This is a genomic window from Haloactinopolyspora alba, assembly GCF_003014555.1.
Lineage (GTDB): Bacteria > Actinomycetota > Actinomycetes > Jiangellales > Jiangellaceae > Haloactinopolyspora > Haloactinopolyspora alba.
In genome coordinates, this window is sequence record NZ_PYGE01000010.1 from 108,984 (window position 1) to 134,684 (window position 25,701).

General features: G+C 70.9%; 26 protein-coding genes. 19 read left to right on the top strand and 7 right to left on the bottom strand.

What is annotated here, in order from left to right; all coding sequences use genetic code 11:
* Positions 1-345, top strand: a complete 345-nt coding sequence (locus CLV30_RS14755; RefSeq protein ID WP_106538059.1) for a histone-like nucleoid-structuring protein Lsr2 — start codon at positions 1-3, stop codon at positions 343-345.
* 132 nt (positions 346-477) lie between these two features.
* On the opposite strand, the gene CLV30_RS14760 is transcribed toward CLV30_RS14755, so the two are convergent.
* Positions 478-1,689: an alpha-hydroxy acid oxidase gene (locus tag CLV30_RS14760; protein WP_106537979.1), complete on the bottom strand. Its 1,212-nt coding sequence runs from the start codon at positions 1,687-1,689 to the stop codon at positions 478-480.
* A 91-nt stretch (positions 1,690-1,780) separates the two neighbouring features.
* Here CLV30_RS14760 and CLV30_RS14765 point away from each other — a divergent pair, with 91 nt between their 5' ends.
* Positions 1,781-2,470, top strand: a complete 690-nt coding sequence (locus CLV30_RS14765; RefSeq protein ID WP_106537980.1) for a FadR/GntR family transcriptional regulator — start codon at positions 1,781-1,783, stop codon at positions 2,468-2,470.
* Here CLV30_RS14765 and CLV30_RS14770 read toward each other — a convergent pair.
* From CLV30_RS14770 to CLV30_RS14780, 3 genes are all read right to left on the bottom strand, one after another.
* A complete protein-coding gene (locus CLV30_RS14770; RefSeq protein WP_106537981.1) occupies positions 2,424-2,828 on the bottom strand; it encodes a hypothetical protein in 405 nt (134 codons plus the stop codon). The genes CLV30_RS14765 and CLV30_RS14770 overlap by 47 nt on opposite strands.
* 60 nt (positions 2,829-2,888) lie before the next feature.
* The gene (locus CLV30_RS14775; RefSeq protein WP_106537982.1) at positions 2,889-6,626 is read right to left on the bottom strand and encodes an ABC transporter ATP-binding protein; all 3,738 of its coding nucleotides are present in this window, start codon (positions 6,624-6,626) and stop codon (positions 2,889-2,891) included.
* A gap of 348 nt (positions 6,627-6,974) precedes the next feature.
* Positions 6,975-7,793: an SAM-dependent methyltransferase gene (locus CLV30_RS14780; RefSeq protein WP_106538060.1), complete on the bottom strand. Its 819-nt coding sequence runs from the start codon at positions 7,791-7,793 to the stop codon at positions 6,975-6,977.
* A 133-nt stretch (positions 7,794-7,926) separates the two neighbouring features.
* On the opposite strand from CLV30_RS14780, the gene CLV30_RS14785 reads away from it, so the two are divergent.
* From CLV30_RS14785 to CLV30_RS14825, 9 genes are all read left to right on the top strand, one after another.
* Complete coding sequence (locus tag CLV30_RS14785) at positions 7,927-9,489, top strand: molybdopterin-dependent oxidoreductase (protein WP_106537983.1); 1,563 nt, start codon at positions 7,927-7,929, stop codon at positions 9,487-9,489.
* A 59-nt stretch (positions 9,490-9,548) separates the two neighbouring features.
* A complete protein-coding gene (locus tag CLV30_RS14790) occupies positions 9,549-10,238 on the top strand; it encodes a fasciclin domain-containing protein (protein WP_106538061.1) in 690 nt (229 codons plus the stop codon).
* A gap of 159 nt (positions 10,239-10,397) precedes the next feature.
* Positions 10,398-10,988 (top strand): ECF RNA polymerase sigma factor SigK, encoded by a 591-nt coding sequence (gene sigK, locus CLV30_RS14795; RefSeq protein WP_106537984.1) that lies wholly within the window; start codon positions 10,398-10,400, stop codon positions 10,986-10,988.
* Positions 10,985-11,749, top strand: a complete 765-nt coding sequence (locus tag CLV30_RS14800; protein WP_106537985.1) for an anti-sigma factor — start codon at positions 10,985-10,987, stop codon at positions 11,747-11,749. Before sigK ends, CLV30_RS14800 begins: the two co-directional genes overlap by 4 nt.
* 95 nt (positions 11,750-11,844) lie before the next feature.
* A complete protein-coding gene (locus CLV30_RS14805; protein ID WP_106537986.1) occupies positions 11,845-12,657 on the top strand; it encodes a CHRD domain-containing protein in 813 nt (270 codons plus the stop codon).
* Positions 12,658-12,734: 77 nt separating this feature from the next.
* Positions 12,735-13,436 (top strand): class F sortase, encoded by a 702-nt coding sequence (locus CLV30_RS14810; RefSeq protein WP_106538062.1) that lies wholly within the window; start codon positions 12,735-12,737, stop codon positions 13,434-13,436.
* Positions 13,437-13,602: 166 nt separating this feature from the next.
* Complete coding sequence (locus tag CLV30_RS14815) at positions 13,603-14,313, top strand: hypothetical protein (RefSeq protein ID WP_205740920.1); 711 nt, start codon at positions 13,603-13,605, stop codon at positions 14,311-14,313.
* Positions 14,314-14,359: 46 nt separating this feature from the next.
* The gene (locus tag CLV30_RS14820) at positions 14,360-14,860 is read left to right on the top strand and encodes a hypothetical protein (RefSeq protein ID WP_106537987.1); all 501 of its coding nucleotides are present in this window, start codon (positions 14,360-14,362) and stop codon (positions 14,858-14,860) included.
* Positions 14,861-15,057: 197 nt separating this feature from the next.
* Positions 15,058-15,537, top strand: coding sequence for an SRPBCC family protein (locus tag CLV30_RS14825; protein ID WP_106537988.1), 480 nt, complete (start codon positions 15,058-15,060; stop codon positions 15,535-15,537).
* A gap of 20 nt (positions 15,538-15,557) precedes the next feature.
* Here the strand turns inward: CLV30_RS14825 and CLV30_RS14830 are convergent, their stop codons facing one another.
* Positions 15,558-16,691 (bottom strand): L,D-transpeptidase family protein, encoded by a 1,134-nt coding sequence (locus CLV30_RS14830; protein ID WP_205740919.1) that lies wholly within the window; start codon positions 16,689-16,691, stop codon positions 15,558-15,560.
* 664 nt (positions 16,692-17,355) lie between these two features.
* Between CLV30_RS14830 and mshA the strand changes: the two genes are divergently transcribed.
* The 3 genes from mshA (at position 17,356) to CLV30_RS14845 (ending at position 19,998) form a co-directional block, all read left to right on the top strand.
* Entirely contained in the window at positions 17,356-18,663 is a 1,308-nt protein-coding gene (gene mshA, locus CLV30_RS14835; RefSeq protein WP_106537990.1) for a D-inositol-3-phosphate glycosyltransferase, read from the top strand.
* Positions 18,660-19,172 (top strand): type III secretion system chaperone family protein, encoded by a 513-nt coding sequence (locus CLV30_RS14840; RefSeq protein WP_106537991.1) that lies wholly within the window; start codon positions 18,660-18,662, stop codon positions 19,170-19,172. The genes mshA and CLV30_RS14840 overlap by 4 nt, the downstream gene beginning before the upstream one ends.
* 79 nt (positions 19,173-19,251) lie before the next feature.
* Entirely contained in the window at positions 19,252-19,998 is a 747-nt protein-coding gene (locus CLV30_RS14845) for a phosphoglyceromutase (protein ID WP_106537992.1), read from the top strand.
* Positions 19,999-20,106: 108 nt separating this feature from the next.
* On the opposite strand, the gene phoU is transcribed toward CLV30_RS14845, so the two are convergent.
* Positions 20,107-20,772, bottom strand: coding sequence for a phosphate signaling complex protein PhoU (gene phoU / locus CLV30_RS14850; protein WP_106537993.1), 666 nt, complete (start codon positions 20,770-20,772; stop codon positions 20,107-20,109).
* Positions 20,773-20,958: 186 nt separating this feature from the next.
* On the opposite strand from phoU, the gene CLV30_RS14855 reads away from it, so the two are divergent.
* Both CLV30_RS14855 and CLV30_RS14860 read left to right on the top strand, forming a co-directional pair.
* Positions 20,959-22,140 carry a sensor histidine kinase gene (locus CLV30_RS14855; protein WP_106537994.1) on the top strand — a complete coding sequence of 394 codons (1,182 nt, stop codon included), beginning with the start codon at positions 20,959-20,961 and terminating at the stop codon, positions 22,138-22,140.
* On the top strand, positions 22,137-22,820 hold the full coding sequence (locus tag CLV30_RS14860; protein WP_106537995.1) for a response regulator transcription factor: 684 nt from the start codon (positions 22,137-22,139) through the stop codon (positions 22,818-22,820). Before CLV30_RS14855 ends, CLV30_RS14860 begins: the two co-directional genes overlap by 4 nt.
* Positions 22,821-22,992: 172 nt before the next feature.
* Here the strand turns inward: CLV30_RS14860 and CLV30_RS14865 are convergent, their stop codons facing one another.
* Complete coding sequence (locus tag CLV30_RS14865) at positions 22,993-23,574, bottom strand: hypothetical protein (protein ID WP_106537996.1); 582 nt, start codon at positions 23,572-23,574, stop codon at positions 22,993-22,995.
* A gap of 326 nt (positions 23,575-23,900) precedes the next feature.
* Between CLV30_RS14865 and CLV30_RS14870 the strand changes: the two genes are divergently transcribed.
* The 3 genes from CLV30_RS14870 (at position 23,901) to ispF (ending at position 25,668) form a co-directional block, all read left to right on the top strand.
* Positions 23,901-24,383, top strand: a complete 483-nt coding sequence (locus CLV30_RS14870; protein WP_106537997.1) for a CarD family transcriptional regulator — start codon at positions 23,901-23,903, stop codon at positions 24,381-24,383.
* An 86-nt stretch (positions 24,384-24,469) separates the two neighbouring features.
* The gene (ispD, locus tag CLV30_RS14875; protein WP_205740918.1) at positions 24,470-25,204 is read left to right on the top strand and encodes a 2-C-methyl-D-erythritol 4-phosphate cytidylyltransferase; all 735 of its coding nucleotides are present in this window, start codon (positions 24,470-24,472) and stop codon (positions 25,202-25,204) included.
* On the top strand, positions 25,201-25,668 hold the full coding sequence (gene ispF, locus CLV30_RS14880; protein ID WP_106537999.1) for a 2-C-methyl-D-erythritol 2,4-cyclodiphosphate synthase: 468 nt from the start codon (positions 25,201-25,203) through the stop codon (positions 25,666-25,668). Before ispD ends, ispF begins: the two co-directional genes overlap by 4 nt.
* Positions 25,669-25,701: the final 33 nt, after the last annotated feature.

Genomic DNA, 25,701 nt, shown 5'->3' on the forward strand with positions numbered 1-25,701 from the left:
ATGGCACAAAAGGTTCAGGTGATTCTGCTCGACGATCTCGAAGGCGGCGACGCCGACGAGACCGTGAGCTTCGCCCTGGACGGTTCCTCGTACGAGATCGACTTGTCGTCGGCCAACGCCGCTCAGCTCCGCGAGGCCTTGGCGCCGTATATCGCGTCGGCGCGGAAGTCGGCCGCGGCGAAGCGGACGCGCGGTCGTTCCACGTCGAGCTCGTCCAGTTCGCGCAGTTCGCGCAGTGACACGACGGCGATCCGGGAGTGGGCACGCGAGCAGGGGCTCAAGGTCAGCGACCGGGGACGGATCCCGTCGGACATCCTGGCGAAGTACGAAGCCGCGAACAGTTGAGGGGCCGGTCCCTCCCGCGTTGGTCTTGGAGTTCTTCCCGGCGAGGCGCCGAGATGTCCGATGAACAGGCGAGGAACTCCAGGGCCGACGCGCGTCCGGAGGGATGACGGACCCCGTTCGGGCGGGTCGCGGTCAGGGCAACCGGACGTGGTCGGGCGTCAACTGATCGACGGTGTTGGTGCCCAGTAGCTGCATGGTGCGCCGGATCTCGCTGGACAGGATCTCGACGGCGCGCGCGACGCCACGTTCGCCGCCGGCCATCAGCCCGTACAGGTAGGCACGGCCGACCAGGCACGCGTCCGCACCCAGCGCGAGGGCGGCGACGACGTCGGCGCCACCGGTGATGCCGGTGTCGAGGTAGATCTCGGCGTCCTGGCCCACGGCGGCGGCCACGTCCGGGAGGATCCGCAGCGGGACGGGCGCACGGTCGAGCTGGCGGCCGCCGTGGTTGGACAGCACGATCGCGTCCGCGCCGGCGTCGACGACGCGGCGGGCGTCGTCGACCGTCTGGATGCCCTTGACGATCAGCGGGCCGGACCAGATCGAGCGCAGCCAGGCCAGGTCGTCGACGGTCATCGTGGGGTCGAACAGGGTGTTGAGCAGATCCGCCACCGTCCCGCTCCAGGACGACAACGATGCGAACGTCAGCGGTTTCGTCGTCAGCAGGTTGCCCCACCAGGCCGGATGCGCGGCGGCGTCGAGGACGGTCTTCACCGTCAGCGCGGGCGGGATGGTGAACCCGTTGCGCACGTCGCGCAGCCTGGCGCCCGCGACGGGGACGTCGACGGTGAGCATGAGAGCCTCGTAGCCCGCGTCGGCGGCACGCCGGACGAGCTCCTCGCCGGCCGAGCGGTCCTTCCAGACGTAGAGCTGGAACCACTTGCGCGCGTCCGGGGCGGCGTCGGTGACGTCCTCGATGGACGTCGTGCCCATGGTCGACAGCGCGTACGGGATGCCGGTGCGCTCGGCGACCCGGGCGACGGCGCGCTCGCCCTCGTGGTTCATCATCCGAGTGAAGCCGGTGGGGGCGAACGCGAACGGCAGCGCCGACGGCGAGCCGAGCATCGTCGTGGTGGTGTCGACGTCGGCGACGTTGCGCAGGATCGACGGGCGCAGCTCGAGCTGGGCGAACAGCGAGCGCGCCCGACGCAGGCTGATCTCGGCCTCCGCCGCGCCGTCGGTGTAGTCGAACACCGACCGCGGTGTACGACGGCGCGCGACGGCACGCAGGTCCGCGATGGTCAGCGCCTTGCTCAGCCGACGGTCGGTCGGGTTCACGGTGACCGGCTTGGGCCGCAGTAGCGGCTTGAGCTCGGACCAGCGAGGCAGTTGGCGGTCGGACATGAGGCTGACTCCGTCGATCGGCGGGCGGGGACGGTGTGGTCGGACCACACCCTAATGCACTGTGGTCGGACCACACCAGTAGGGTCGACGCGTGAAGACGTACGAGCTCGTGCTGCGCCGGGTCGAGGCGGACCTGGCCGCCGGCCGGCTGCGGCCCGGCGACCGGCTGCCCGGGGAGCGGGCGCTGGCGGCCGAGTTCGAGGTCAGCCGTCCCTCCGTGCGGGAGGCGATCCGGGTTCTCGAGGCGATGGGCATCGTGCGCACCGCGGTCGGCTCCGGACCCGACGCCGGCGCGGTCATCGTGACCGAGCCGTCCGCGCCGCTGACGGCGATCCTCCGGCTCCATCTGGCGACCCGGCACCTGCCCATGGGCGACATCGTCCGGACCCGGGTGCTGCTGGAATCATGGGCGGTCCGCGAGGCCGCGGGCGCCGCCGAGTCCCTCGACCTGGGTCCGGCGACGGCGCTGCTGGACGCGATGGACGACACCGACCTGGCTCCCGAGCGGTTCCACCGGCTGGATGCCGAGTTCCACGTGGCGCTGGCCGCGCTCGCGGGCAACGCGCTCGTCTCGACGATCATGGGCTCGTTGCGCGAGGCCATCCACGGCTACGTGCTCGAGGCGGCCGCGCAGCTGCCGGGCTGGGACCGGGTGGCCGACGGGCTGCGCCGCGAGCACCGCGCCGTGCTGGCCGCGGTGGCAGCGGGCGAGGAGGATCGCGCCGCCGAACTGGTCACCGCCCACATCGAGGGTTTCTACCGGACCGCGCGGGTCGGCTGACCTCATCGGGACCGGTCGAACCGGCAGACCGAGTCGACCTGCAGGTGCGGCTGCCGAGCTGGAACGTCGGCGCCGGTGTGTACTCGACCGGACCGAGCCGGGTCACGCGCGGGTACTCGATGTTGACCTCGCGGGGAAAGCCGCGGCGCAGGATGCCGCCGACGAGGACGGCGATGCGCCGGTCGGTGACGACGACGTAGCAGTCGACCGTCGAGGTCGACATGCCGATGCCGGCCGCGGTGGTGGGGATCAGGTAGCCGATCCGCTCACCAGGGCGCAGCAGCGACTGGCACCTTCGTCGTACGTGCTCGGCCACCGGCATCGTCGGCACCTCCCCCGAGCATGTTCCCATGATCATCAACGATCCTCCACACCATGACCAGGAGGATCGTTGATGATCATCGGAGCGTGACGTGCGTCAGCCGGCCGGTTCGAGCACCCGGGCCACGTAGTCCGGAGCGGGCTCGTCCCCGGTGACCCGGCCGCCCGAGACGACGACCACGCGATCCACCCAGTGCAGCGACTGCGGCCGGTGCGTGACGACGATGGTCGTGCGCCCGGCCGAAGCCACCCGCATCGCCTGGTTGACCTTGCGCTCGCTGGCCAGGTCGAGGTTCGACGTGGCCTCGTCGAGGATCAGGATGGACGGGTCGCCCAGCAGCGCCCGGGCCAGGCAGACGAGCTGGCGCTGCCCCGCCGACAGCGACCGGCCCCGTTCGGCGACGACGTGGTGGTAACCGCCGGGCAGCCGGGTGACGAACTCGTGCGCGCCGACGGCCCGCGCCGCTGCCTCCACCTCGGCGTCGCTCGCCTCCGGCCGAGCGTAGGCGATGTTGTCGCGGACGGTCCTGGAGAACAGGAACGGCTCCTGCGGGACGTAGCCGAGGTGCTCCCGGTAGCTGGTGACGTCGAGGTCGTGCAGCGCGTGCCCGTCGATCAGCACCGTGCCGTCGGACGGATCGTAGAACCGTGCCACCAGCTTGGACAGCGTCGACTTGCCGGCGCCGGTCCGGCCGACGAAGGCCACCCGCTGCCCGGCCGGGACGTGCAGGTCGACGTCGCGGATCGCGTCCGTCGACGCGCTGGCGTAGCGCAACCGGACGTCGCTGAATTCAACATCACCGTGGAGCCGGCCGATTTTCGTGGCGTCCGCGCGGACCGGCGTCGACGTCTCCAGAGCGAGCAGCCGGCGCACCCGGACCAGGCCGGTGCGGGCGCGCTGGTACACGTCGAACACCTGGGACAGCTGTTGGATCGGCGCGAACACCTGCGCCAGGTACAGCAGGAACGCGATCAGCGTGCCGAGCTGGAGCGTGCCGGCGTCGACCCGCTGCGCGCCCACGCCGAGGACCGCGGCGATCGCCAGCACCGACAGCAGCTCGATGGTCGCCACGTACACCGAGGTGGCGAACAGGCCGCGCAGGCTCGCGGCGACGTACTCGCGGCCCAGAGCGGCGAACCGGCTCAGGTTGACGGCCTCGCGGCGGTAGGCGTGCGTGACGCGGATGCCGGACATGCTCTCTTGGATGTCCGCGTTCAGCGTCGAGACGAGCTCGCGCGCCTCGTCGTAGGCGACGGCGGCGCGGCGGCGGTACCACCAGGTGATGCCGGCGGCGAACGGGACGACCCCCAGGATCACCAGCGCGAGCATCGGGTCCAGGGCCACCACGACGACGGACATGCCGGCGAACGTCGCGAGACTCACGACGGCGTTGATCAGCCCGACCTGGAACAGCTGGGCGATGGCGTCGACGTCGGAGGTCATCCGGGTCATGACCCGGCCGGCCTGGGTGCGGTCGTAGTAGTCGATGCCGAGCCGCTGTAGCTGGCCGAAGATGCGCACGCGCAGCGCGAGCAGCAGCCGTTCGGTACTGCGCGCCGTCCACAGGAAGCCGGTGCGCTGGTCCCACCAGAGCGCGACCACCAGAGCCGCCGCCACGGCGCACATGGTCAGCAACGTGGGGACCGACTCCGCTGCCATCCCCTCGTCGACGGCGTGCCGCACCAGCATCGGGTTGGCGAGCACGATGACGGCCTCCAGCACCACCAGCGCCATGCCGACGACGAGGCCGCCTGCGTAGGGACGCAGGAACTCCGGCAGGCGCAGCCGGCCCTGCGCGCCGCCTTCGCGCCCCAGGTCCACGCCGGACGGGTCCTGCGGCGGCGGCAGCGCCTCGATCTGTGCCGCCACCGACGGCGGGACGCTCGTCTGCGCACCGGGAAGCGACCCGGTGGCGTCCTGGCGCGACTCCCACGCCGACGCGGTGGCCTCGAAGTGCCCGGTGCGTGCCTGCTCCATCAGGTCGCTCGGGCGCTCGTCGGGGCCGCGGCCGTCGCCGAACAGGTCACGGTAGAGCTCGGAGCGGGCCATCAGCTCGTCGTGCGAGCCCTGGTCGGCCACGGCGCCGTCGTCCACCAGCACCACCCGGTCGGCGAGCTTCAGCGTGGACTCGCGGTAGGCCACCAGCAGCACGGTCCGCTCGGCCAGGAACGGCTCGAGGTTGGCGTGGATGCGCTCCTCCACGTCGATGTCGACCGACGAGGTGGCGTCGTCGAGCAGCAGGACGTCCGGCTCGGCGAGCAGCGCCCGGGCGAGGGCGACACGCTGGCGTTGACCGCCCGAGAGCGTGATGCCCTGCTCGCCGACCACCGTGTCGTAGCCGTCGGGCAGCTCGTCGACGAACTCGTCCGCCGCGGCCGCCCGGGCCGCGCGCCGGACCTCCTCCGGATCCGCGTCCGGACGGGCGTAGGCGATGTTCGCGGCGATGGTGTCGGAGAACAGGAAGCTGTTCTCGAACACGACACCGATGCGGCGGCGCAGCTGCGGCAGCGACCAGCGGCGCACGTCGATCCCGTCGACGGTGACGGTGCCGGCGTCGGCGTCGAAGAACCGCGGCAGCATGGTCATCGCGGTGGACTTTCCGCACCCGGACGGGCCCACGAGGGCGACCGTCTCGCCGGGCCGGACATCCAGGCTGAACCCGCGCAGGACCTGGTGGCCATCGCCGTCGGCGTAGGCGAAGCGCACCTGATGGAAGGAGACGGCGCCACCGCCGGCGGGAACGTCGACGGGACGCAGCGGCTCGGTGATCTCGGCCTCCAGGTCGAGCAGCTCGCCGACACGCTCGGTCGCGGCCCGGCACAGCGGCGCGTTGGTGAGGACCATCCCGGCGACCCTGGCGACCCCCACCAGTTCGGCGAGATACCCGGTGCAGGCGAGGAACGCGCCGACGGTGAGATGCCCGTTCATCACCAGGAGGCCGCCGACCAGCAGCACCAGTACCTGGCCGGCGAGCGGCGCGCCCTGCAGCGACGCGATGAACGGCGCGCGCAGCCGCACCGCCCGGACCCGTGCGGCGAACATGTCCAGCAGCGAACGGTGCAGCCGGTCGGTCTCGGCCGGCTGCTGGCCGAACGCTCGGACGACGCGCACCCCGGTGACGGCTTCCTCGACGCGGGAGGTCATCTCGGCCTCGCGGTCCTGCGCGTCCCAGCCGGCGGCGTAGACGCGGCGGCGCTGGCGATTGGTGACCGCGAACACCAGCACGATGACCGAGACGACGAGGGCCGCGACGATCGGCGACAGCGTGACCATGACGACCACGGCGAGCAGCGCCGACAGCAGCGACCCGGCGACCTGCGGGATCCAGCTGAGCAGCATGTGCACGTAGCGCAGGTCGCTGCTGATGCGCGAGACGAGCTGCCCGCTCTGCAGCTGGGCGTGGCCGGTGAAGTCGAGGCGCTGCAACGTGTCGTAGACGTCACGGCGCATGTCGTCCTGGATGCGGAACGCGGTCTTGCCGCCGACGTAGCGCCACGCGCCGGACAACAGGAACCGGGCGACGGCGACGCCGATCAGCAGCAGGATCAGCGGCAGCAGCGGAGTGGTGCCGGCGACGATGGCGTCGTCCACGACCCGGCCCTGGGTGACGGGTACCGCGGCGACGGCGACGGCCCAGAACAGGGCGGCGACGATCGAGAGGAGGAGGGTCCGGCGATGGCGCAGCAGGTACGGCGCGAGCCGCCGGAACGTGCCCGGCGCTGAGGGGTCCGCGGACGCCGCCGGTGACTCGGTGTCGGCTGTCGCGGACGTGGTGGTGGTCGTCGGAGTGGTGGTGGACGGTGAGGGGCGGGCGGACGTGGCGCGACTTGGCACAGAGATCTCCGAGGTGACGAACTCGGGCGGGCGTGGGGGCGTGTCCGAACGGACCGAACAGAGACTTTACGCCTGTCGCTCCGACGTCCTCAACTGTTTACCGGCCGTGGTGTCGTGAAGCGTGGTGGGGGCGCGGTTACTGGGGCTATAGCACCATCAACCGCGCCCCCACCCCGCGAAACCCGCCAACGAGCGAGCTCACCGGCCTTCCACGTCTCCAGCTCGGTGTGCGCCGTGGCGCCCGGGTGCAGGGCATAGGCCGTCAGCGTGGTGTGCGGGCTGGCCTCGACCCGCCAGAAGTGTTCGATCCCGGCGGCCACGTATTTCGCGGGCTTGAGGATACGGTTGTCAGGGCTTGCGGGCGACGCCTCCGAGCATCAGCCGGCGTGCCGGCTCCACTTCCTGCGGGGGCGGGCCGTCCGGCCGCCAGTCGGTCAGCGAGACCAGGCCCGGCTCGACGAACTCGAGGCCGGGGAAGTACGCGGCGATCTCGTCGCGGGTGCGGAACCGGCCGGTGCCCATCGGGCTGTGCAGGAACGTGGCTTCCAGCCGGGCGGCGAGGTCGGCCAGCTCCGGGTCGTCCCCGGGGTTGTGGAAGTGGCTCAGCACGACGTACGAGCCGGACGGCAACGCGTCGACGTAGGCGCGCATGAGCGCGACGGGGTCGGCGTCGTCCTCGAGGTGGTGGAACGTGCTGAGTTGATACAGCGCGAGCGGCCGGTCGAGCTCGAGCGTCTCGTTGACCGTCGGGTGCGCGAGAAGCCCGGCCGGGTCGGTCAGGTCGGCGGCGACGAAGCGTGCGCTCTCGTCGCCGTCCAGCAGCGCGCGCCCGTGCGCGGCGACGAGGGGGTCGTGGTCGACGTAGACCACGCGGGCGTCGGGGTTGACGCGGCCGGCCGCCTCGTGTGTGTTCTCCACGGTCGGCAGCCCGGAACCACAGTCGAGGAACTGGTCGACGCCGGCGGCGCCGGCCAGGAACCGGGTCGCGCGGATCAGGAACCCGCGGTTGTCCCAGGCCAGCATGCGCAGTTCCGGCGCCACCGCCAGCAGCTGGTCGCGGACCTCGCGGTCGATGGCGTAGTTGTCGTTGCCGCCCAGCATCGCGTCGTAGCTGCGGGCGATGCTCGCCGTGGTCGTGTCGATGCCGGTCTTGTCCGCGTCTGTCATCGTGACACCCTTCCGCCGCCGCTGCCCGGACAACCCCGCATGATCATTCTAGACCGGTGGCCCGCCGACTCGGCGGGCGGCGCAGGACGGCGGCAGTACCAATCCGCGGCGGGCTCGGCGGCGAACACCGGTCATGAGGGGACAGTCGCACCGCCGGCGCAGCCGGGCCACAGCCGCCGTGGCCGGGCTGGTCGCCGGCGGTGCGACGCTCGGGGTCGGCGAGCTGGCTGCCGGGGCCGTCGATCGGTCGGCCGCGCCGTTCCTCGCCGTAGGTAACGCCGCGGTCGACCTCACCCCGGAATGGCTCAAGAGCTGGGCCGTCTCGACGTTCGGCGAGGACGACAAACTCGTCCTACTCGGCGGGATGGGTGCCGTGCTGGCGCTGTTCTCGCTGATCGGCGGCATGCTGGAGCTGTGGCGGCGGTGGTACGGCGTCGCGGCTCTCGTGGCGCTGGGTGCAGTTGCTGCCGTCGCCGCGCTGAACCGGCCCACCGCCGAGCCATCGTGGGCGGTTCCCACGGTCTCCGGCGTCGCCGCCGGAGCAGCGATGCTCGTGGTGCTGGTGGACCGGCTTCGTGTGCCGGAGCGCGTCGCGGACACGGGGGAGTCCGCGACGCAGTTCCGGCGCCGCCGTCGCCAGTTCCTGCTGCTCACCACCGCTGCGGCCGGCCTGGCCGTCGTCGCAGCGGTGGGTGGGCGGCGCCTCGGCGGGTCCCGGGATGACGTGCTCGCGGCTCGCGAGCGGCTCCGCTTCCCGGCGCCGACCGAACCGAAGGCACGGGTCCCGTCCGGCGTGACACTCGACGTCGAGGGCATCACCGGGTTCCGCACGCCGAACCCCGACTTCTACCGGGTCGACACCCGGCTGGACGTGCCTGCGATCCGTCCCGACGATTGGCGGCTGCGCATCCACGGCATGGTCGAGCGCGAGGTGGAGCTCGACTTCGACAACGTGCTGGCGCTCGGCCTGGTCGAACGGATGATCACGCTGACCTGCGTGTCGAACGAGGTCGGCGGCGAACTCGCCGGCAACGCCGTCTGGCTCGGGTACCCCACCGCGGCGCTACTGGAACGCGCCGGCCCGTCGCCGGACGCGGACATGGTGCTGTCGTCCAGCGTCGACGGTTTCACCATAAGCACTCCGCTGACGGCGCTGACCGACGGCCGCGGGGCGCTGCTGGCTGTCGGGATGAACGGTGAGCCGCTGCCGCTGGAGCACGGGTTCCCGGCGCGGCTGGTGGTTCCCGGGCTCTACGGCTACGTGTCGGCCACGAAGTGGGTCGTCGATCTCGAGGTCACCAGATTCGACCGGGCGACGGCTTACTGGACCGACCGCGGCTGGGCCGAGCGCGCCCCGATCAAGATCGCGTCCCGCATCGACGTCCCCGGCTCGTTCGCGAAGCTGCCGACCGGCCGGAACGTCGTCGCCGGCGTGGCGTGGGCACAGCGCCGCGGCATCAGCCGCGTCGAGGTTCAGGTCGACGACGGACCGTGGCAGCGGGCGGAGCTGGCGGCCGAGGCGTCGGTGGACGTGTGGCGCCAGTGGTACTGGCCGTGGGACGCCGACGAGCCGGGCAATCACACGCTCCGGGTACGCGCCACCGACGGCGACGGCGAGCTGCAGACCGACGAGCAGGCGCCGCCGTTCCCGGAGGGCTCGAGCGGATGGCACTCGGTGGTGGTGACCGTGAACTGACCACACGCCGAACCGCACACGCACGTCGTCATGAAACGAAACCGATGAAAGGAACCATCATGAAACTCCTGACCAGCCGGACCCCGGCACTCGTCGCGGCGGTCGCGGCTCTGGCCCTGACCACTGCGGCCTGCGGGGGAGGAGACGAAGAGACCACCACGGACGCCGCCGGCGGCGAGTCCGCGCCCGCGGACGCCTCCACATCTGACGAGCAGATGACGGACGAGGAGACCGCGGCCGGCGACACGGAGCAGATGGCCGGGCCGGTCGGCCCGGGCTGCGCCGACTACGCCTCGCAGGTCCCCGAAGGTGAGGGCTCGGTCCAGGGGATGTCCGACGACCCGGTCGCGGTGGCCGCGTCGAACAACCCGCTGCTGAAGACCCTGACCCAGGCCGTCTCCGGGAAGCTGAACCCGGACGTGAACCTCGTCGACACGCTCAACGGTGACGAGTTCACCGTCTTCGCCCCGGTCGACGACGCGTTCGCGCAGGTGGACCAGGCGACCCTGGACACCCTCAAGACCGACGCCGACCTGCTGACCAGCGTGCTCACCTACCACGTCGTGCCGGGGCAGCTGTCGCCGGAAGAGGTCGTCGGCGAGCAGACGACCGTGCAGGGCGATCCGGTCACCGTCGAGGGCGAGCCGGAGTCGCTCACCGTGAACGACGCCAACGTCATCTGCGGCGGCGTCCAGACCGCGAACGCCACCGTCTACCTGGTCGACGGCGTGCTGATGCCGCCGATGTGATCCGCGGCGGGTGCGTCCCGTGGCGGGCGTCGTTCCGGGTCGGTTCTCCGGCGGCTGTGCCGCAAGATCGATCCGGAACGACGATCGGCTTCGAAAGACCACACGCTCCGTAGACCGAGGGGTGACAATGGCGGAAACACGAGCACGAGGGAGCCGCTGATGCCGGCGTTACGTTCGGTGCCCGCCGGCGAGCCTCCTGAGGGAGCAGATGCGCTGGGACAGCTGCTCAACCGATCCGCACGGGGTGACGTCGCCGCGTTCGAACGTATCTACGACGAGGTCGCTGGTGCGGTTCTCGGTGTGGCCATCCGCGTCATCCGGAACCGCGCGCAGGCCGAGGAGGTCGCGCAGGACGTGTTGGTCGAGGTCTGGCGCTCGGCGTCGAGGTACGTCCCCGAGCGCGGCAGCGCCATCGGCTGGATCATGACCATCGCGCATCGGCGCGCCGTCGACCGGGTCCGGCAAGCACAGGCCGACGGTGACCGCGCGGAGAAGGTGGCCCGGCGCGACGACGCGCGACCGTACGACGAGGTCGCCGATGCCGTGGAGACGAGCTTCGAGCGGGAACAGGTGCAGCGGTGTCTCGGCAACCTGACGGACCTGCAACGTGAGTCCGTGGCGCTGGCCTACTACGAGGGATACACCTACCGAGAGGTGGCGCAGTTGCTGCAGACGCCTCTCGGCACGGTCAAGACGCGGCTGCGCGACGGTCTGATCCGGTTGCGTGACTGCATGGGGTTGGGGCGATGACGATGCCGACGAACGCCGACATTCACACGCTCGCGGCTCCGTATGCGCTGCATTCGCTGCCGCCGGACGAGGCGACGACGTTCGAGGCACATCTCGGCGAGTGTGCCGCCTGCCGCGCGGAGGTCGACGAGATCCGGGAGACGGCGGCGCGCCTCGGCGTCTCGGCCGCGGTACAGCCGCCTCCGGAGCTCAAAGAGCAGGTGCTGGCCCGCATCCGCGAGGTGCGGCCGCTGCCGCCTGCCGGCGATCGGTCGGACGCGGACGCCGAGACCGGCAGTGCCCGGGCGCGAGCGCTGCGACGCTGGTGGCCACGGGTGGCGACCGGGCTGGTCGCGGCGATGGCGGCCGGCATCGCCGTGCTGGGGGTCAGGTTGGACGACGTGCAGGAGGAGCTGGACCGGTCCCAGCAGATCGGTGCGCAGATGCGTCAGCTCGCGGACGCGCCGGACCTCGAGATGGTGCGGGCCGAGGCCGACGGCAGCCGGGGAACGGTGCTGCTGTCGCGGTCACTGGACACCGCGGTGCTGATCGCGGACGGGATGGAACCCGCGCCGGACGAGCACGTCTACCAGCTGTGGTTCATCGGCGACGACGGCATCCGGTCCGCCGGCGTGTTGGGCGAGACCGACGACGGACAGGTCGGACCGTTCACCGCACAGGGCGTCGGCGGTGCCGGACAGCTCGGCATCACGGTCGAACCCGCCGGCGGGTCGGAGCAGCCGACGACCGATCCGGTCATGGTGATCGACCTGCCGGCCTGAGTTCGGACGAGCTCGGGCCAATCCGTATCGGCGGTCGCTCCGAACTCGTCTCGACAGCCCGGTTTCGGGCAACGAGACGAGAAAGGACGCAACTCATGCGACACACTCGTGCGCTCCTGGCGGTTCCGGCCGCATTCGCACTCACGGCGGCCGGCGCGGCGCCGGCGATGGCCGATTCGAGTGAGGGTCAGCCCGGCGATTACAGCATCACCATGGATCAGCTCAACGAAAGCGGGGCCTCCGGCTCGGCGGTGATCACGCTGGAGGACAACGGCGACCTGACCGTCAAGGTGGAGGCGTCCGGCCTGGTACCGAACCAGCCGCATGCGCAGCACATCCATGGCAACACCGACCAGAGCCAGGACTTCGTCTGCCCGACGCCCGAGGCTGACGCCGACGGCAACGGCATCGTCGACACGGCGGAGGGCATCCCTTCGTACGGTGACATCCACATCTCGCTGACGACGAAGGGCGACTCCACCGCGGACTCCGCGCTGGCCGTGGACCGGATGCCGGTGGCCGACGCCGAAGGCAACGTGAACTACGAGCGCACCTTCAGCTCCGACGAGCTGCCGGAGGGCACGGCGGCCGCGGTGCGCAACCTGCACGTGGTGCAGCACGGCATCGACCCGAACGGCAACGGTGAGTACGACACCGACGCCGGGGCGTCGCCGCTGGACAAGAGCCTGCCACTCGAGGCGACCGCGCCCGCGGCGTGCGGGATCATCGAGGGCTCGTCGGTCAGTGACATGCCCGACGGCGGCGTGGACACCGGCGCCGGTCCGATGGCGGAGTCCGGCTCCGATGGAAATGTCGCGCTGACAGCCGTCTCGATCGCCGCCGGCGCGGGCCTGGCCGGCGCAGCCGGCGTCGGTCTGTACCGTCGTCGTCTGGCCGCCCAACAGTGAGACAGAGCCTGGTGACCCCGGTGCGTGGTGGTCGTGACCCGGCCGCCTCGCACCGGTCACGCCGGGCGGTTGCGGCCGTGCCGGCCGTGGTAGCTGGGTTCGCGCTCACGCTGACCGGGTGCGGCGCCGGTGAGACCGGTGACGACGGTGGCCGGGCGGCGCCGAGTGTGTCGACGCCGGAGTCGCCTTCAGGAGGGGTGCCCGCGGAACCACCGCCCGCGCAGAACGGTACCGCCGACGCGAAAGCACCCCCCGTATCCGCACCGCCGTCGTCGGCAGCGCCGGAGCCCGAACCGCCGGAGCCCGACCCGGAGACAGCCGCGGTACTGGCAGCGAGTGAGCCGGTCGAGGTCGCGATCGGGGCGCTGGACGTGCGGGAAGAGATCATCCCGCTCGGGCTGACCGACGAGGGCGTCATGGAGGTGCCACAGGGCCCGGACCCGGTGGGCTGGTACGACCGGAGCCCGACGCCGGGTGAGAGGGGTCCTGCGGTGCTGGCCGGGCACGTGACGTGGAACGGCACGGCCGGGGTGTTCCGGCACCTCGACGATCTCGCCGAGCGCGACGAGATCGTCGTCACGCGCGCGGACGGATCGACCGCGCGGTTCGCTGTCACCGGTGTCGAGCAGTACGGCAAGGACGAGTTCCCCACCGCGCGCGTCTACGGCAACACGCCCGGTCCGGAACTGCGGCTCATCACGTGTGCCGGCGACTACGACCCCGAAGCCAACGACTACAGCGACAACGTCGTCGTCTACGCCCGATCGGTCGCGCCCTGAGGGCGGAATGTCGTCACCGGACGAATCAGTGGTGTCAGCGACCAATCCGCGCCCTGCACGGCGCCGAACCGAGGACACGTGACCGCTGTCACGTCGACGTGGTGTGCCGCCGGGCCCGAATGCTCGGTCGTCACCGCGCCGGATCCGAACTCCGAGGAGGTCGACCATGCACAAGCAGGCGCTCAGAACGGCGCTGGGCCTGGCAGCCGTGGCGGGACTGACGATGACCGGTGCCGCGGCCGCGAACGCAGACGAAACCACGCGCCACGAGGGCCACGGGCGGACGATCACCGTGTTCAACCTGGACGAACTGAACGACTCCGGCGCCCATGGTGTCGGGGTGGTCAAGCTCGAGGGGAACGAGGCCGAGGTCCGTGTCTACGCGTTCGGTGTTCTCGAGGACCAGCCGCACGCACAGCACTTTCACATCGGCGGCGCCGGGCAGTGCCCGACCGGTGACGACGATGCGGACGGTGACGGAATCATCAGCACGGCCGAGGGCATCCCTGCCTACGGCGCTGTCGGCACCTCGTTGACGACGACCGGAGACACAAGCCCGGCCAGTGCGCTCGCTGTGGACAGGTTCCCGACGGCAGACCACGGGATGGTCCGGTACGACCGGACCCTGACGCTGAGCGACGATGCTGCGGACGAACTGCGGTCCGGCAACGCCGTGCTGGTCGTGCACGGCATCGACCCGAACGGCAGCGGTAGCTACGACGGGGACGCCCCCAGCTCGCTCGACCCCTCGCTCCCGCTGGAGGCCACCGCCCCCGCGGCATGCGGCGACCAGACGGTCGTCGTCGGCGGCGGTTCGGGCCTCGGCCTCGGTCTCGGCCTTGGCATCGGCATCGACCTCGGCTTCGGCCGGAGCTGAATCGGCGCGAAGCCGCCTCTATCCACTCAACGAAAGGCGTTTCATCATGAAGATCCGTACCATCGCCGCGACTGTCGTGGCGCCGCTGACCGCAGTCGGCCTGATGCTCGCTGGTTCCACAGCGGCCACTGCCGCCCCGTCCACTCCGAGTGACGAGCAGCTGGAGGTCGAACTCGAGGCCGGCCTGCAGTCCACGATCGAGAACCGACTCAGCGAGGACGGACTCGACCTCGACGCCGTCGTCGACGTCCAGATCGACGGCGACATCACGCTGGACGTCGACCTCGAGGGGCAGGTCGACGGTGAGATCGACGCACAGACCGAGCGGGACATCGAGTCCGACCTGGAAGCGGACCTCGAGGCGGAGCTGATCGTCATCCTCGAGGCGGAGCTCGACGACCTGCTCGACCTGTTCCTGTTCCTCAGCCTCGGTGCCGACCTCGACGTCGACGCGGACCTGGAGATCGACGAGGACGGCGAGGCGCAGCTGCACACCGATGTCCAGGTCGAGGGCGGCCTGCTCGTCCTGCTGGACCTGCACCTGTGAGTTGATCCGGAGCCCGCACCACGACTCCGGCCACAAGACGGCCCCCGGCGCCCTGCAGCGGTGGCGCCGGGGGCCTTTGTCGACCAGCACTCACGTCGGGGCCGAACCGAGACAGGCGGAAGGGCGCCGAGTGAACACAGCTCGAGTGCCCCGACCGCGGCACCGGCGGCGACTCGCCCACGTGGAGAAAGACGGTGATGACGGTGACTCCGGCCGACACAGGGAGCAGCCGCCGGGTGTCGGCGTCGATCGTGGTTGCGGCGCCCGAGCGGGTGATCTTTGCGATCCTCACCGACCCGCGTCAACATCCACGAATCGACGGGTCCGGCACCGTCCGCGGTGTGATCGAGGGTCCGGCCGAGCTTGATCGGGGCGCGACCTTCGGTGTCCGGATGCGGATGTTCGGTGTCGGCTATCGGATTTCGAACCGTGTCGTCGAGTTCGAGCCGGACAGGTTGATCGCCTGGCGTCATTTCGCCGGGCATCGCTGGCGCTACCAGCTCGACCCGGTGGGCGAGGAGTCGACCAGGGTGACGGAGACGTTCGACTACTCGCGGCTCGGCCCGGTGGCGACGGCGATCGTGCGGCTGTGGGGATTCCCGGAGAAGAACCGCCGCGGCATCGCGGCAACCCTGCCGCGACTCCGTGACGCCGCCGAGGCCGATGCGACCTCGTAGGCCTCGGCGCCGTCATGGAGTCAGGACCAGTAGACGATGACCTTGTCGCCAGCGTTCACCTGGTCGAACAGCGAGATGATCGCGGACTTGTCCCGCACGTTGACGCAGCCGTGCGACGCGCCGTTGTAGCCGTTCGCGGCGAAGTCAGGTGAGTAGTGCACGGCCTGACCGCCGCTGAAGAACATCGCGTACGGCATCGCGGTGTCGTACAGCGACGAGACGTGGTCGCGGGACTTGAAGTTCACCTGGAACGCGCCTTCGCGGGTCGGTGTCATCTCGGCGCCGAAGCGGACGTCCATGGTCATCTGGACCTCGCCGTCGACGACCCAGCGCAGCGACTGCGTGGACTTGTCGATGCACAGGACGCGTCCGGTGGTGCAGCGTGGGTCGAGTGCCGCAGCGGACTCGTCGTCGTCCGCCTCGGGCTCGCGGTTGTGCAGCTCGTCGTCGGTGGGCTCACGGGTCATCTCGACGAGCCGGTCCCATGTGCGCTGGTCGACCTTGCCGGTGGACGGGAAACCGCGCTTGGTCTGGAAGCCTGCCACCGAGTCGCGGGTGACGTCGCCGTAGTTCGGCGTGATGTCGCCGCTGAACCAGCCGATCTGACGCAGCCGTGCCTGCAGCTCACGGACGTCGTCGCCGCTGTCGCCGGGGCCGATGATGGTCGGGCCGGGGGTCAGCCGGTTGTGCTTCTCGTCGTCGGTGGGCTCACGGGTCATGTCGAGCAGCCGGTCCCAGGTCTCCTCGTCGACATCACCGGTCTCCGGGAGGCCGCGCTTGGCCTGGAACCCCTCGACGGCCTCGACGGTGACCTCGTCGTACTGACCGGTGATGTCGGGCTCGTACCACTGGATCTGCTTCAGGCGGGCCTGCAGCTCACGCACGTCGTCGCCGGACGACCCGGCCGGGATCAGCGCTGTGGGCGTCGGGGTCGGTGTGGGCGTCTTGGTGGGAGTCGGCGTCGGCGAGGCCGTCGTGGTCGGCGGACCGGCCGGAGTCGGGGTGTCGGACGGTGTCTGCTCGACCCGACCTGTGCCGCTTTGGTTGTCGAGCGCCGGCGACGCCGCCGCGGGCTCGTCGGAGCCGAACCGGTCGAGGCCGACGATGCCGGCGACCACCGCTGCGGCGGCGAACAGCGCCATGAGGACGCTCAAGCCAACCTTCCTGCGTTGCGTCACGATAGGTTCCTTTCTTCCCAACGGCGTCTCGTCGACGCCGCTCCCACCCAGGAAGACTCATGGGGGGCGCACCAGGTTGCCCGGTGGCCGCGGGTATTTGGGTCACGACTTGATCTCGATCGCGACGTTCCTGCGCAGCGGCCCGGAGCAGCCGCGTGAGCGCCCCACTTGTAGCAGAAGAGTCTTGATGTCGGTCTATTTCACGAAGGTCATCTCAGATGTGCAGAGACGAGCGTAACCGATCATTCGGACGCTTTCGCCTGGTTTCGCCGGATTGGGCGGCTGCGTCGCAGGTGAGCGGCCCGGCGGAGTCGCCGCGTAGCCCCATGGCCCGTGGGGACTACCCGAGTTCCATAGACATCTCAGCGCTGGATAGACAACTCAGCGACGGACGCGGGCCCGGAACGCCTCGTATTCGACGCTCAGTTGTCTATCCAGCGCTGAGATGTATCCCGACGAACCCGGCGCGCCCGACGAGTCCGGCGCGCCCGGCGAGCACGCGCGCGGGAATCCGCGGATACCGGCTCACCGTTCTGGGTGGGGACGGCACATGACACACAGAGGAGCACCGGATGCGACGCCGCAGCGCTCCACTCGCTGATCATCGGCACGTTCCGGGGTCCGCGTACGAAAAGTGCCGATGATCATGGGACCACGCAGTGATCCGTCCCGGCCGCGCCGCGTCGCGATGCTCAGCGTGCACACGTCTCCTCTCGACCAGCCGGGCACCGGCGACGCGGGCGGGCTGAACGTCTACGTCGTCGAGCTGGCTCGGCGGCTGGCCCGGCAGGGCACCGAGGTGGACGTGTTCACCCGGGCGACGTCGTCGGACCTGCCGCCGCGGGTCGAGGCCGAACCCGGGGTGACGGTGCGGCACGTGATGGCGGGGCCGTACGAGGTGCTGCCCAAGGAGGAGCTGGCCGCCCAGCTGTGCGCGTTCACCTCCGGTGTGCTGCGCGCCGAGGCGGCGCATCCGCCCGGCCGCTACGACCTCGTGCACTCGCACTACTGGCTCTCCGGTCAGGTGGGCTGGCTCGCGTCCGAGCGCTGGGGCGTTCCGCTGATCCACTCCATGCACACGATGTCGAAGGTGAAGAACCGCGCGCTGGCCGACGGCGACCGTCCCGAGCCGCGGGCCAGGGAACTGGGCGAAGAGCAGGTCGTGGCGGCCTCCGACGTCGTCGTGGCGAACACCGACGACGAGGCGGGCCGGCTCGTCGACCTCTACGGCGCCGAGCCGGACCGGGTGGCGACCGTGTGGCCCGGTGTCGATCTCGAACGCTTCACCCCCGGATCGTCAGCAGCCGCGCGGGCCCGGCTGGGGTTGCCCGCCGGCGCGACGGTGCTGCTCTTCGCCGGCCGGGTGCAGCCGCTGAAGGCGCCGGACGTGCTGATCCGGGCCGTTTCGCAGCTGGTCCGCGACGATCCGCAGCTGCGCGAGCGGCTGGTCGTCCCGGTGGTCGGCGGCCCGTCGGGCAGCGGGCTCGACGAGCCGCACGGGCTGGCGACGCTGGCCGCCGAGGCCGGCGTCGCGGATCTGGTCCGGTTCGAGCCCCCGGTCACGCGCGACGAACTGGTGCAGTGGTTCCGTGCCGCCGACCTCACCGCGGTGCCGTCGTACAACGAGTCGTTCGGGCTGGTGGCGCTCGAGTCGCAGGCGTGCGGGACCCCGGTGGTGGCCGCGGCGGTCGGCGGGCTGCGTACGGCCGTGGCCGACGCGGTGTCGGGCGTCCTGGTCGAGGGGCACGACCCTGCCGAGTGGGCGTCGGCGCTGCGCGGACTCGTCGGCGATCCGACGCGACGGCGCAGGTTGGCGGAGGGGGCCGTCGCGCATGCGGCGACATTCGGCTGGGACGTGACCGCCGCACGTATGCTCGAGGTTTACGCCCGGGCGTGCGACCGGCGCCGGGCGGAGGCCTTCGGCACGGCGATCCGGATGTGTGTATGACGGCGTGGAGCAGCACGACGGACGGGGCGGCGGCGGTCGTCCGCGACTACCTGAACGATGCCGGGCAGCCCTGGGACGAACCGGCGCCCGGCGTGTTCTCGGTGGAACTGCCGGGTGAGCGCAAGCTCACCACGTCGTGCAGCATGGCCGTGCGCGAGCACAGCCTGGTGGTCAACGCGTTCGTCGCGCGGTGCCCGGACGAGAACCACGCGGGTGTGCACCGGTGGCTGCTCGAGCGCAACGCGCGGCTGTCGGGCGTCGCGTTCTCGGTCGACTCCTCCGGCGACATCTACCTGGTCGGTCGGCTTCCCCTGCACGCGGTCACCGACCCCGAGATCGACCGGATGCTCGGCGTGGTGCTCGAGGCCGCCGACTCGTCGTTCAACACGATCCTCGAGCTGGGGTTCGCGACGTCCATCCGCCGGGAGTGGCGCTGGCGGCTCTCTCGCGGCGAGTCGACGCGCAACCTGGCGGCGTTCGAGCACCTGCGACCCGGCGACGACGGCTGACCGCACGGCGTTCCGGTGGCACCGGTGGGGGCCGAGCCTGCACGCGGGCGCGCGCGAGACCCTGGGTAGGCTCGTGTCCATGACTTACCGGCTGCTCCTGCTCCGTCACGGCGAGAGCGAATGGAATGCGAAGAACCTCTTCACCGGATGGGTGGACGTCGATCTCACGGCGGCCGGCGAGGCCGAGGCCACACGTGGGGGCGAGCTGTTGACCGCACGCGGCGTGCTGCCCGACGTGGTGCACACGAGCGTGCTGCGGCGCGCCATCCGCACCGCCAACCTCACCCTCGACGTCGCGGAGCGGCACTGGGTGCCGGTGCGGCGGTCGTGGCGGCTGAACGAGCGTCACTACGGCGCGCTGCAGGGCAAGGACAAGAAGCAGACGCTGGAGCAGTTCGGCGAAGAGCAGTTCATGACCTGGCGCCGCTCGTACGACGTCCCCCCGCCGCCCATCGACCCGGCTCACGAGTTCGCGCAGACCGGCGACCCTCGCTACGCCGACCTGCCGCCGGAGCTGCTGCCGGCCACCGAGTGCCTCAAGGACGTCCTGCACCGGTTCCTGCCCTACTGGTACGACGCCATCGTGCCGGACCTGCGCGCGGGCGGCACGGTGGCCGTCGTCGCGCACGGGAACTCGCTGCGCGCGCTGGTCAAGCATCTCGACGACATCTCCGACGACGACATCCCCGGCCTGAACATCCCGACCGGCGTGCCGCTGTTCTACGAGCTGGACGAGTCGATGCGCCCGGTGAGCCGCGGCGGCGAGTACCTCGACCCGGACGCGGCCGCGGCCGCCATCGAGGCGGTCAAGAAGCAGGGACGCTGACGCGAACGGCGTCGCGCCGGCTCGGCGCGCCCCCGGGGTGGCTCCGCGCCACTCCGGGGTGACGCGTCACCGGGCGACGCGCCTCCGGGCCGGCGCCGGTGCCGTCCGTCAGTGGCCGGGTGCGGTGTCCGCCCACTCGATGTCGCCGGTGACGAGGTAGCGCACGTTGGTGGCGATCTCCACCGCGTGGTCGGCGAAGCGCTCGTAGTAGCGGCCGAGCAGGGCGATGTCGACGGCGGATTCGACGCCGCGGTCCCACTCGTCGTCGAAGAGCGTGCGGAACAGCGACCGGTGCAGCTGGTCGACCTGGTTGTCGTCCTGTTCGAGTTCGGCCGCCGCGTCGACGTCCCGGCTGCGCAGCACGGCTCCGGCCTTGGTCGCCATCTCCTCCGCGGCACGGCCCATGGCTGCGAACGTCTCGCGCATGTCCTCGGGGACCGCGTGCTCCGGGTAGCGCATGCGGGCGACCTTGGCGATGTGCACCGCGAGGTCGCCCATCCGCTCGGCGTCGGAGGTGGTGCGCAGCGCGGCGGTCACCTCGCGCAGTTCGGTGGCGACCGGCCCCTGGGTGGCCATGAGCTGGAGCACCTGCTCGTCGACGTGCAACTGGTCGCGGTTGATGCTGGTGTCGGACGTCAGGACCTGTTCGGCCTGCTCCAGGTCCGCGTCGAGCAGCGCGGCGGTCGCCTGCCGGATCTGGTCTCCGGCCTTGCGGATCATGCCGACCAGGCGGCCGGTGACCTCGTCGAGCTGTTCGTGGTACGCCTCGCGCATGGCTGTCGTCGTCCTGTCGTCCGGGGGTATGGGGCAGCCGGGGTGTTCGTACCAGGTTAGGCGCTTCGGGTGGACGGCCGGCGGCCCAGGGTGAATGCCCCACGAAGAATCGGTGAACTCGCGTCCGGAAATGCCCCGTGAAGTGTCTCGAAGTTGAGAACAGCCGGTCACGGCCGCTTACCATCGGTGAATGTGGATGCTGTGACCGTCGGAGCGCTGGCGTCGTGCGTCGGCGCGGCGGTCGGTCTCGCCGCCGGGCTGGCGTTCCGGGCCAGTGAGCGCGCCCAGCATCCGCCGCAGCCCGAACGCACGTTCCGGGTGCCGGAGGGCGTCGACGAGGTGCTGTCGGTGCTGCGCTCCAGTGCCATCGTGCTCGACAGCGAACTCCAGGTCGTGAAGGCGAGCCCGTCGGCACACGCCTTCGGGCTGGTCCGCCACGACCGGCTGGCCGTGGCAGAGCTGATGGAGTTGACCGAGAAGGTGCACCGCGACGGGCAGATCCGCGAGGTGCAGCTGGAGATCCCGCGCTCGCGCGACACCACCCAGACGCTGTACGTCTCGGCCCGGGTCGCGCCGTTGAACCGCCGGCTGCTGCTCGCCCTGGTCGAGGACCGCACCCAGGCCATCCGGCTCGACGAGGTGCGCCGCGACTTCGTCGCGAACGTGTCGCACGAGCTGAAGACGCCGGTCGGCGCGCTCACGCTGCTGGCGGAGGCGGTCGCGGACGCGAACGACGACCCGGAGGCGGTGGGCCGCTTCGCCGAGCGGATGCAGCGTGAGGGCTCCCGGCTGACGCGGCTGGTGCAAGAGATCATCGACCTTTCCCGGCTGCAGTACGACGATCCGGTCGATTCTCCGGAGCCGGTCGCCATCGACGACGTCGTGGCGGCGGCGTTGGACCGCAGCCGCGTGGACGCCGAGAACCGCGAGGTCCGGCTGGCCGCGGGCGGCGCGGCCGGGCTCGAGGTGCTCGGCAATGAGGGACAGCTGGTCATCGCGCTGGGCAACCTGGTCGAGAACGCCGTGACCTACAGCCCGCCCAACACCCGGGTGGCCGTAGGGGTGCGCCGACGCGACGACCTGGTCGAGATCAGCGTCACCGACCAGGGGTTCGGGATAGCCGAGGGCGACATCGAGCGGATCTTCGAGCGGTTCTACCGCGTCGACCCCGCCCGGTCCAGGGCCACCGGAGGCACCGGCCTCGGGCTGTCCATCGTCAAGCACATCGCCGCCAGCCACGGCGGCGAGGTAGGGGTGTGGAGCGTGCAGGGTGCGGGGTCGACCTTCACCCTGCGGCTGCCGCTGCACCTCCCGCGAGCCGGGCAACCGCCCGCGCTCGACACGTCAGTTGGTAAGGAGACGCCGTGACCCGCGTGCTCGTGGTCGAGGACGAGGATTCGTTCAGCGACGCCCTGTCGTACATGCTTCGCAAGGAAGGCTTCGACGTCGCCGTCTCGGCGACGGGAGACGAGGCTCTCGAAGAGTTCGACAAGGGCGGAGCGGATCTCGTCCTGCTGGACCTGATGCTGCCCGGGCTGCCGGGGACCGAAGTCTGCCGGCAGATCCGGCAGCGGTCGAACGTCCCGGTGGTCATGCTCACGGCCAAGGACTCGGAGGTCGACAAGGTCGTGGGCCTCGAGCTCGGGGCGGACGATTACGTGACGAAGCCGTTCTCGTCGCGTGAGCTGGTCGCGCGCATCCGTGCCGTGCTGCGGCGCGGTACCGAGGCGACCGAGGCGAGCAGCCCGGCGGTCCTGGGAGCCGGACCCGTGCGCATGGACGTCGAGCGGCACACGGTGACCGTCGACGGCAGTTCGGTGCGGCTGCCGTTGAAGGAGTTCGAGCTGCTGGAGCTGTTGTTGCGCAACGCCGGGCGGGTGCTGACGCGGGCGCAGTTGATCGACCGGATCTGGGGCGCGGACTACGTCGGCGACACCAAGACGCTGGACGTGCACGTGAAGCGGCTGCGGGCGAAGATCGAGCCGGACCCGACGGCGCCGTCGTACCTGCTGACCGTCCGCGGCCTCGGCTACAAGCTCGAAGCCTGACGTCCGGGTCGTGAATGATCCACGTTGTTGAAGCATGGATGGAATTCCATGCGTCACCACCCTTGCAGGCCTCGTGACGCGTGCACTCGCCTAGTGGTCGCACCTTCGGTCGCGCCGTCGTGACATGGCGGCGCGACCGTCGTCGTGACAGGTTCAGGGTGCGGCCGCCGTGTCAGCCGGGCGCCTCGCCGATGGGCTCGTCGTCGGCGGGCTCGTCCTCGTTCGGCTCGGCGGTCGGCTCTTCGGTGCCGGCCATCTCGCCGTCTTCGACGCCGGTGGGTGTCGACCCGCCGGGCAACGCGTCGGCGTACATTCCCTCGGCGGTTTCGACGAGCGCGTCGACCGTGACCCGGGGCGCACGCTCGAAACGGAACTCGACCTCGATCATCCGGCCAGGCACCGCGTCGACGCTCTGGACGTCGGCGCGGTGGGCGCTGGGTCCGACCGTGGCGTGACCGTTCGACGGGATCTCGATGGCGCCACCTTCGAGCTCGGCCTGTGTGTCCCCGACGGACACGCCGACGAGGGCGTCGGCGGTGGTGCCCTCGTTGGACAACGCCGCCAGCACGGTGGCCCGGCCTCCGCTGCCCGCGACCACGAGAACGTTGCGCAGCCCGACCTGCCCGGCGTCGGCGTTGACGCCGTTGGCGGGCGCGTACCAGCCCTGCGTCTGCTCATGGATGCTGCATCCCGCGACGCTCAGGGCGATGAGCGGGACAGCGACGAGAGCTCGGCGCAGGGCAGCAGACTTCACGGGTACTCCTTGAAGCGGTTCGCGACAGACCACCTCCAGGGTACCGGCGGCGCTGTCGGTGCTCGTCCGCGGGCACGAGAAGCGGGAGTGCGTGGATCAGCCTCACGGCTCGATGCCACCCTGTTCACCTGCCGCGACGTGAGCGACGGAGGGCCTCCGGCTGTGGCGTCGTGGCCGGTGGCGCAAGGTTTCGGACGTGTGACGTGTGTCGCAAGCATGGGCAATGCCGATTTGTCAACCCCCACGTTCCGGCCTGACCAGCATAAATGCTCGTCCGCAGCGGTGAATCCGTGCTATCCTCTGCAGGGGAAAGGGGACAGAAACACATGACTTTTAAGGTCGGCGAGACGGTTGTCTACCCCCATCACGGGGCTGCGCTCATCGAAGCCATCGAGTCCCGTGTCATCAAAGGCGAGGAGCGTCAGTACCTCGTCCTGAGAGTCACTCAAGGCGATCTGACCGTGCGCGTTCCCGCGGACAACGTCGATCTCGTCGGCGTCCGCGACGTGGTCAACCAAGAGGGCCTCGACCGCGTCTTCGAGGTGTTGCGAACGCCGCACACCGAGGAACCGACGAACTGGTCACGGCGGTACAAGGCCAACCTCGAGAAGCTCGCCTCTGGCGACGTCATCAAGGTGGCCGAGGTCGTGCGCGACCTGTGGCGCCGTGAGCGCGACCGCGGGCTCAGCGCCGGTGAGAAGCGGATGCTGGCCAAGGCACGCCAGGTCCTGGTGTCCGAGCTGGCGCTGGCTGAGAACACCAACGAGGACAAGGCCGAGACGCTGCTGGACGAGGTCCTCACCGGCTGATCCGGTTCGACGTCGGTGCGGCCACCGGTACACGTCCACGCGCGGGCCTACGCGTCCGCGGTCTCCGATCTGAAAGGATCGGGGGCGTGAGTACCGAGGGCAAGGCGGCCTGCGTCCTGGTCGCGGCGGGCCGGGGTGAGCGTCTGGGCGAAGGCGGCCCCAAGGCGTTCGTCCGGGTCGGCGGCCGCCCGCTGATCTGGCATGCGCTGCGCGCGATCGCCGGCGCCGACCTGGTGTCGCACCTCGTGGCCGTCGTTCCTGCCGGGTACGAGCGGCAGGCGGACGAACTTGTCGACGACGCCGTCGCCGGGCGGCTCAGTGGGACCTCGCGCGTCGTCTCCGGCGGCGAGAACCGGCAGCGGTCGGTCGCGCTCGGGCTGTCGGCGGTGCCGGCAGACGCCGACATCGTCCTCGTGCACGACGCCGCCCGGTGCCTGGCGCCGTCCGGGCTCCTCGACGCCGTCGTCCGCGCTGTCGCGCACGGGCAGGACGCTGTCGTCCCCGGCCTGCCGGTGGTCGACACGCTCAAGCGGATCGACGAGCGGTCCCGCGTCATCGACACCCCGCCCCGCTCCGACCTGCGGGCCGTCCAGACACCGCAGGGGTTCCGCCGCGCAGTACTGACCCGTGCGCACAGCGACGCCGAAGCCCGCGGCGACACCGACGCCCCCGACGACGCGTCGCTGGTCGAACGGACGGGGCTCCCGGTGCACCTGGTCGCCGGCCATCAAGAGGCGTTCAAGATCACCACCGGCCACGACCTGGCCGTCGCCGAAACCGTTCTGGCGCGTGCACGGGCGAGCGCGGCGCCGGCCCCATGACCCGGGTCGGCATCGGTGTGGACGTGCACCCGTTCGAGCCCGGACGTGCGTGCTGGGTTGCCGGGTTGCTGTGGCCGGACGAACCCGCCGGCTGTTCGGGGCACTCCGACGGGGACGTCGCCGCGCACGCCATGTGCGACGCGCTGTTGTCGGCGTCCGGGCAGGGTGATCTCGGGTCGGTGTTCGGAACCGGGCGACCGGAGTGGGACGGCGCGTCCGGCGTCACGTTGCTGGCCGAGGTCGCACGCATCGTGCGGGCGGCGTCGCTCGAGATCGGTAACGTCGCCGTGCAGGTCGTCGGTGCCCGGCCGCGGGTCGGTCGTCGCCGTGCCGAGGCGCAGGACGTGCTGGCGGCGGCGGTGGGGGCGCCGGTGAGCGTCAGCGGGACCACGACGGACGGGTTGGGGCTGACCGGGCGTGGCGAGGGGCTGGCGGCCATCGCGACGGCGTTGGTGTCCGAGTAGAGCGGCGAGCCATCACCAGGCTTTCCTCCGCGT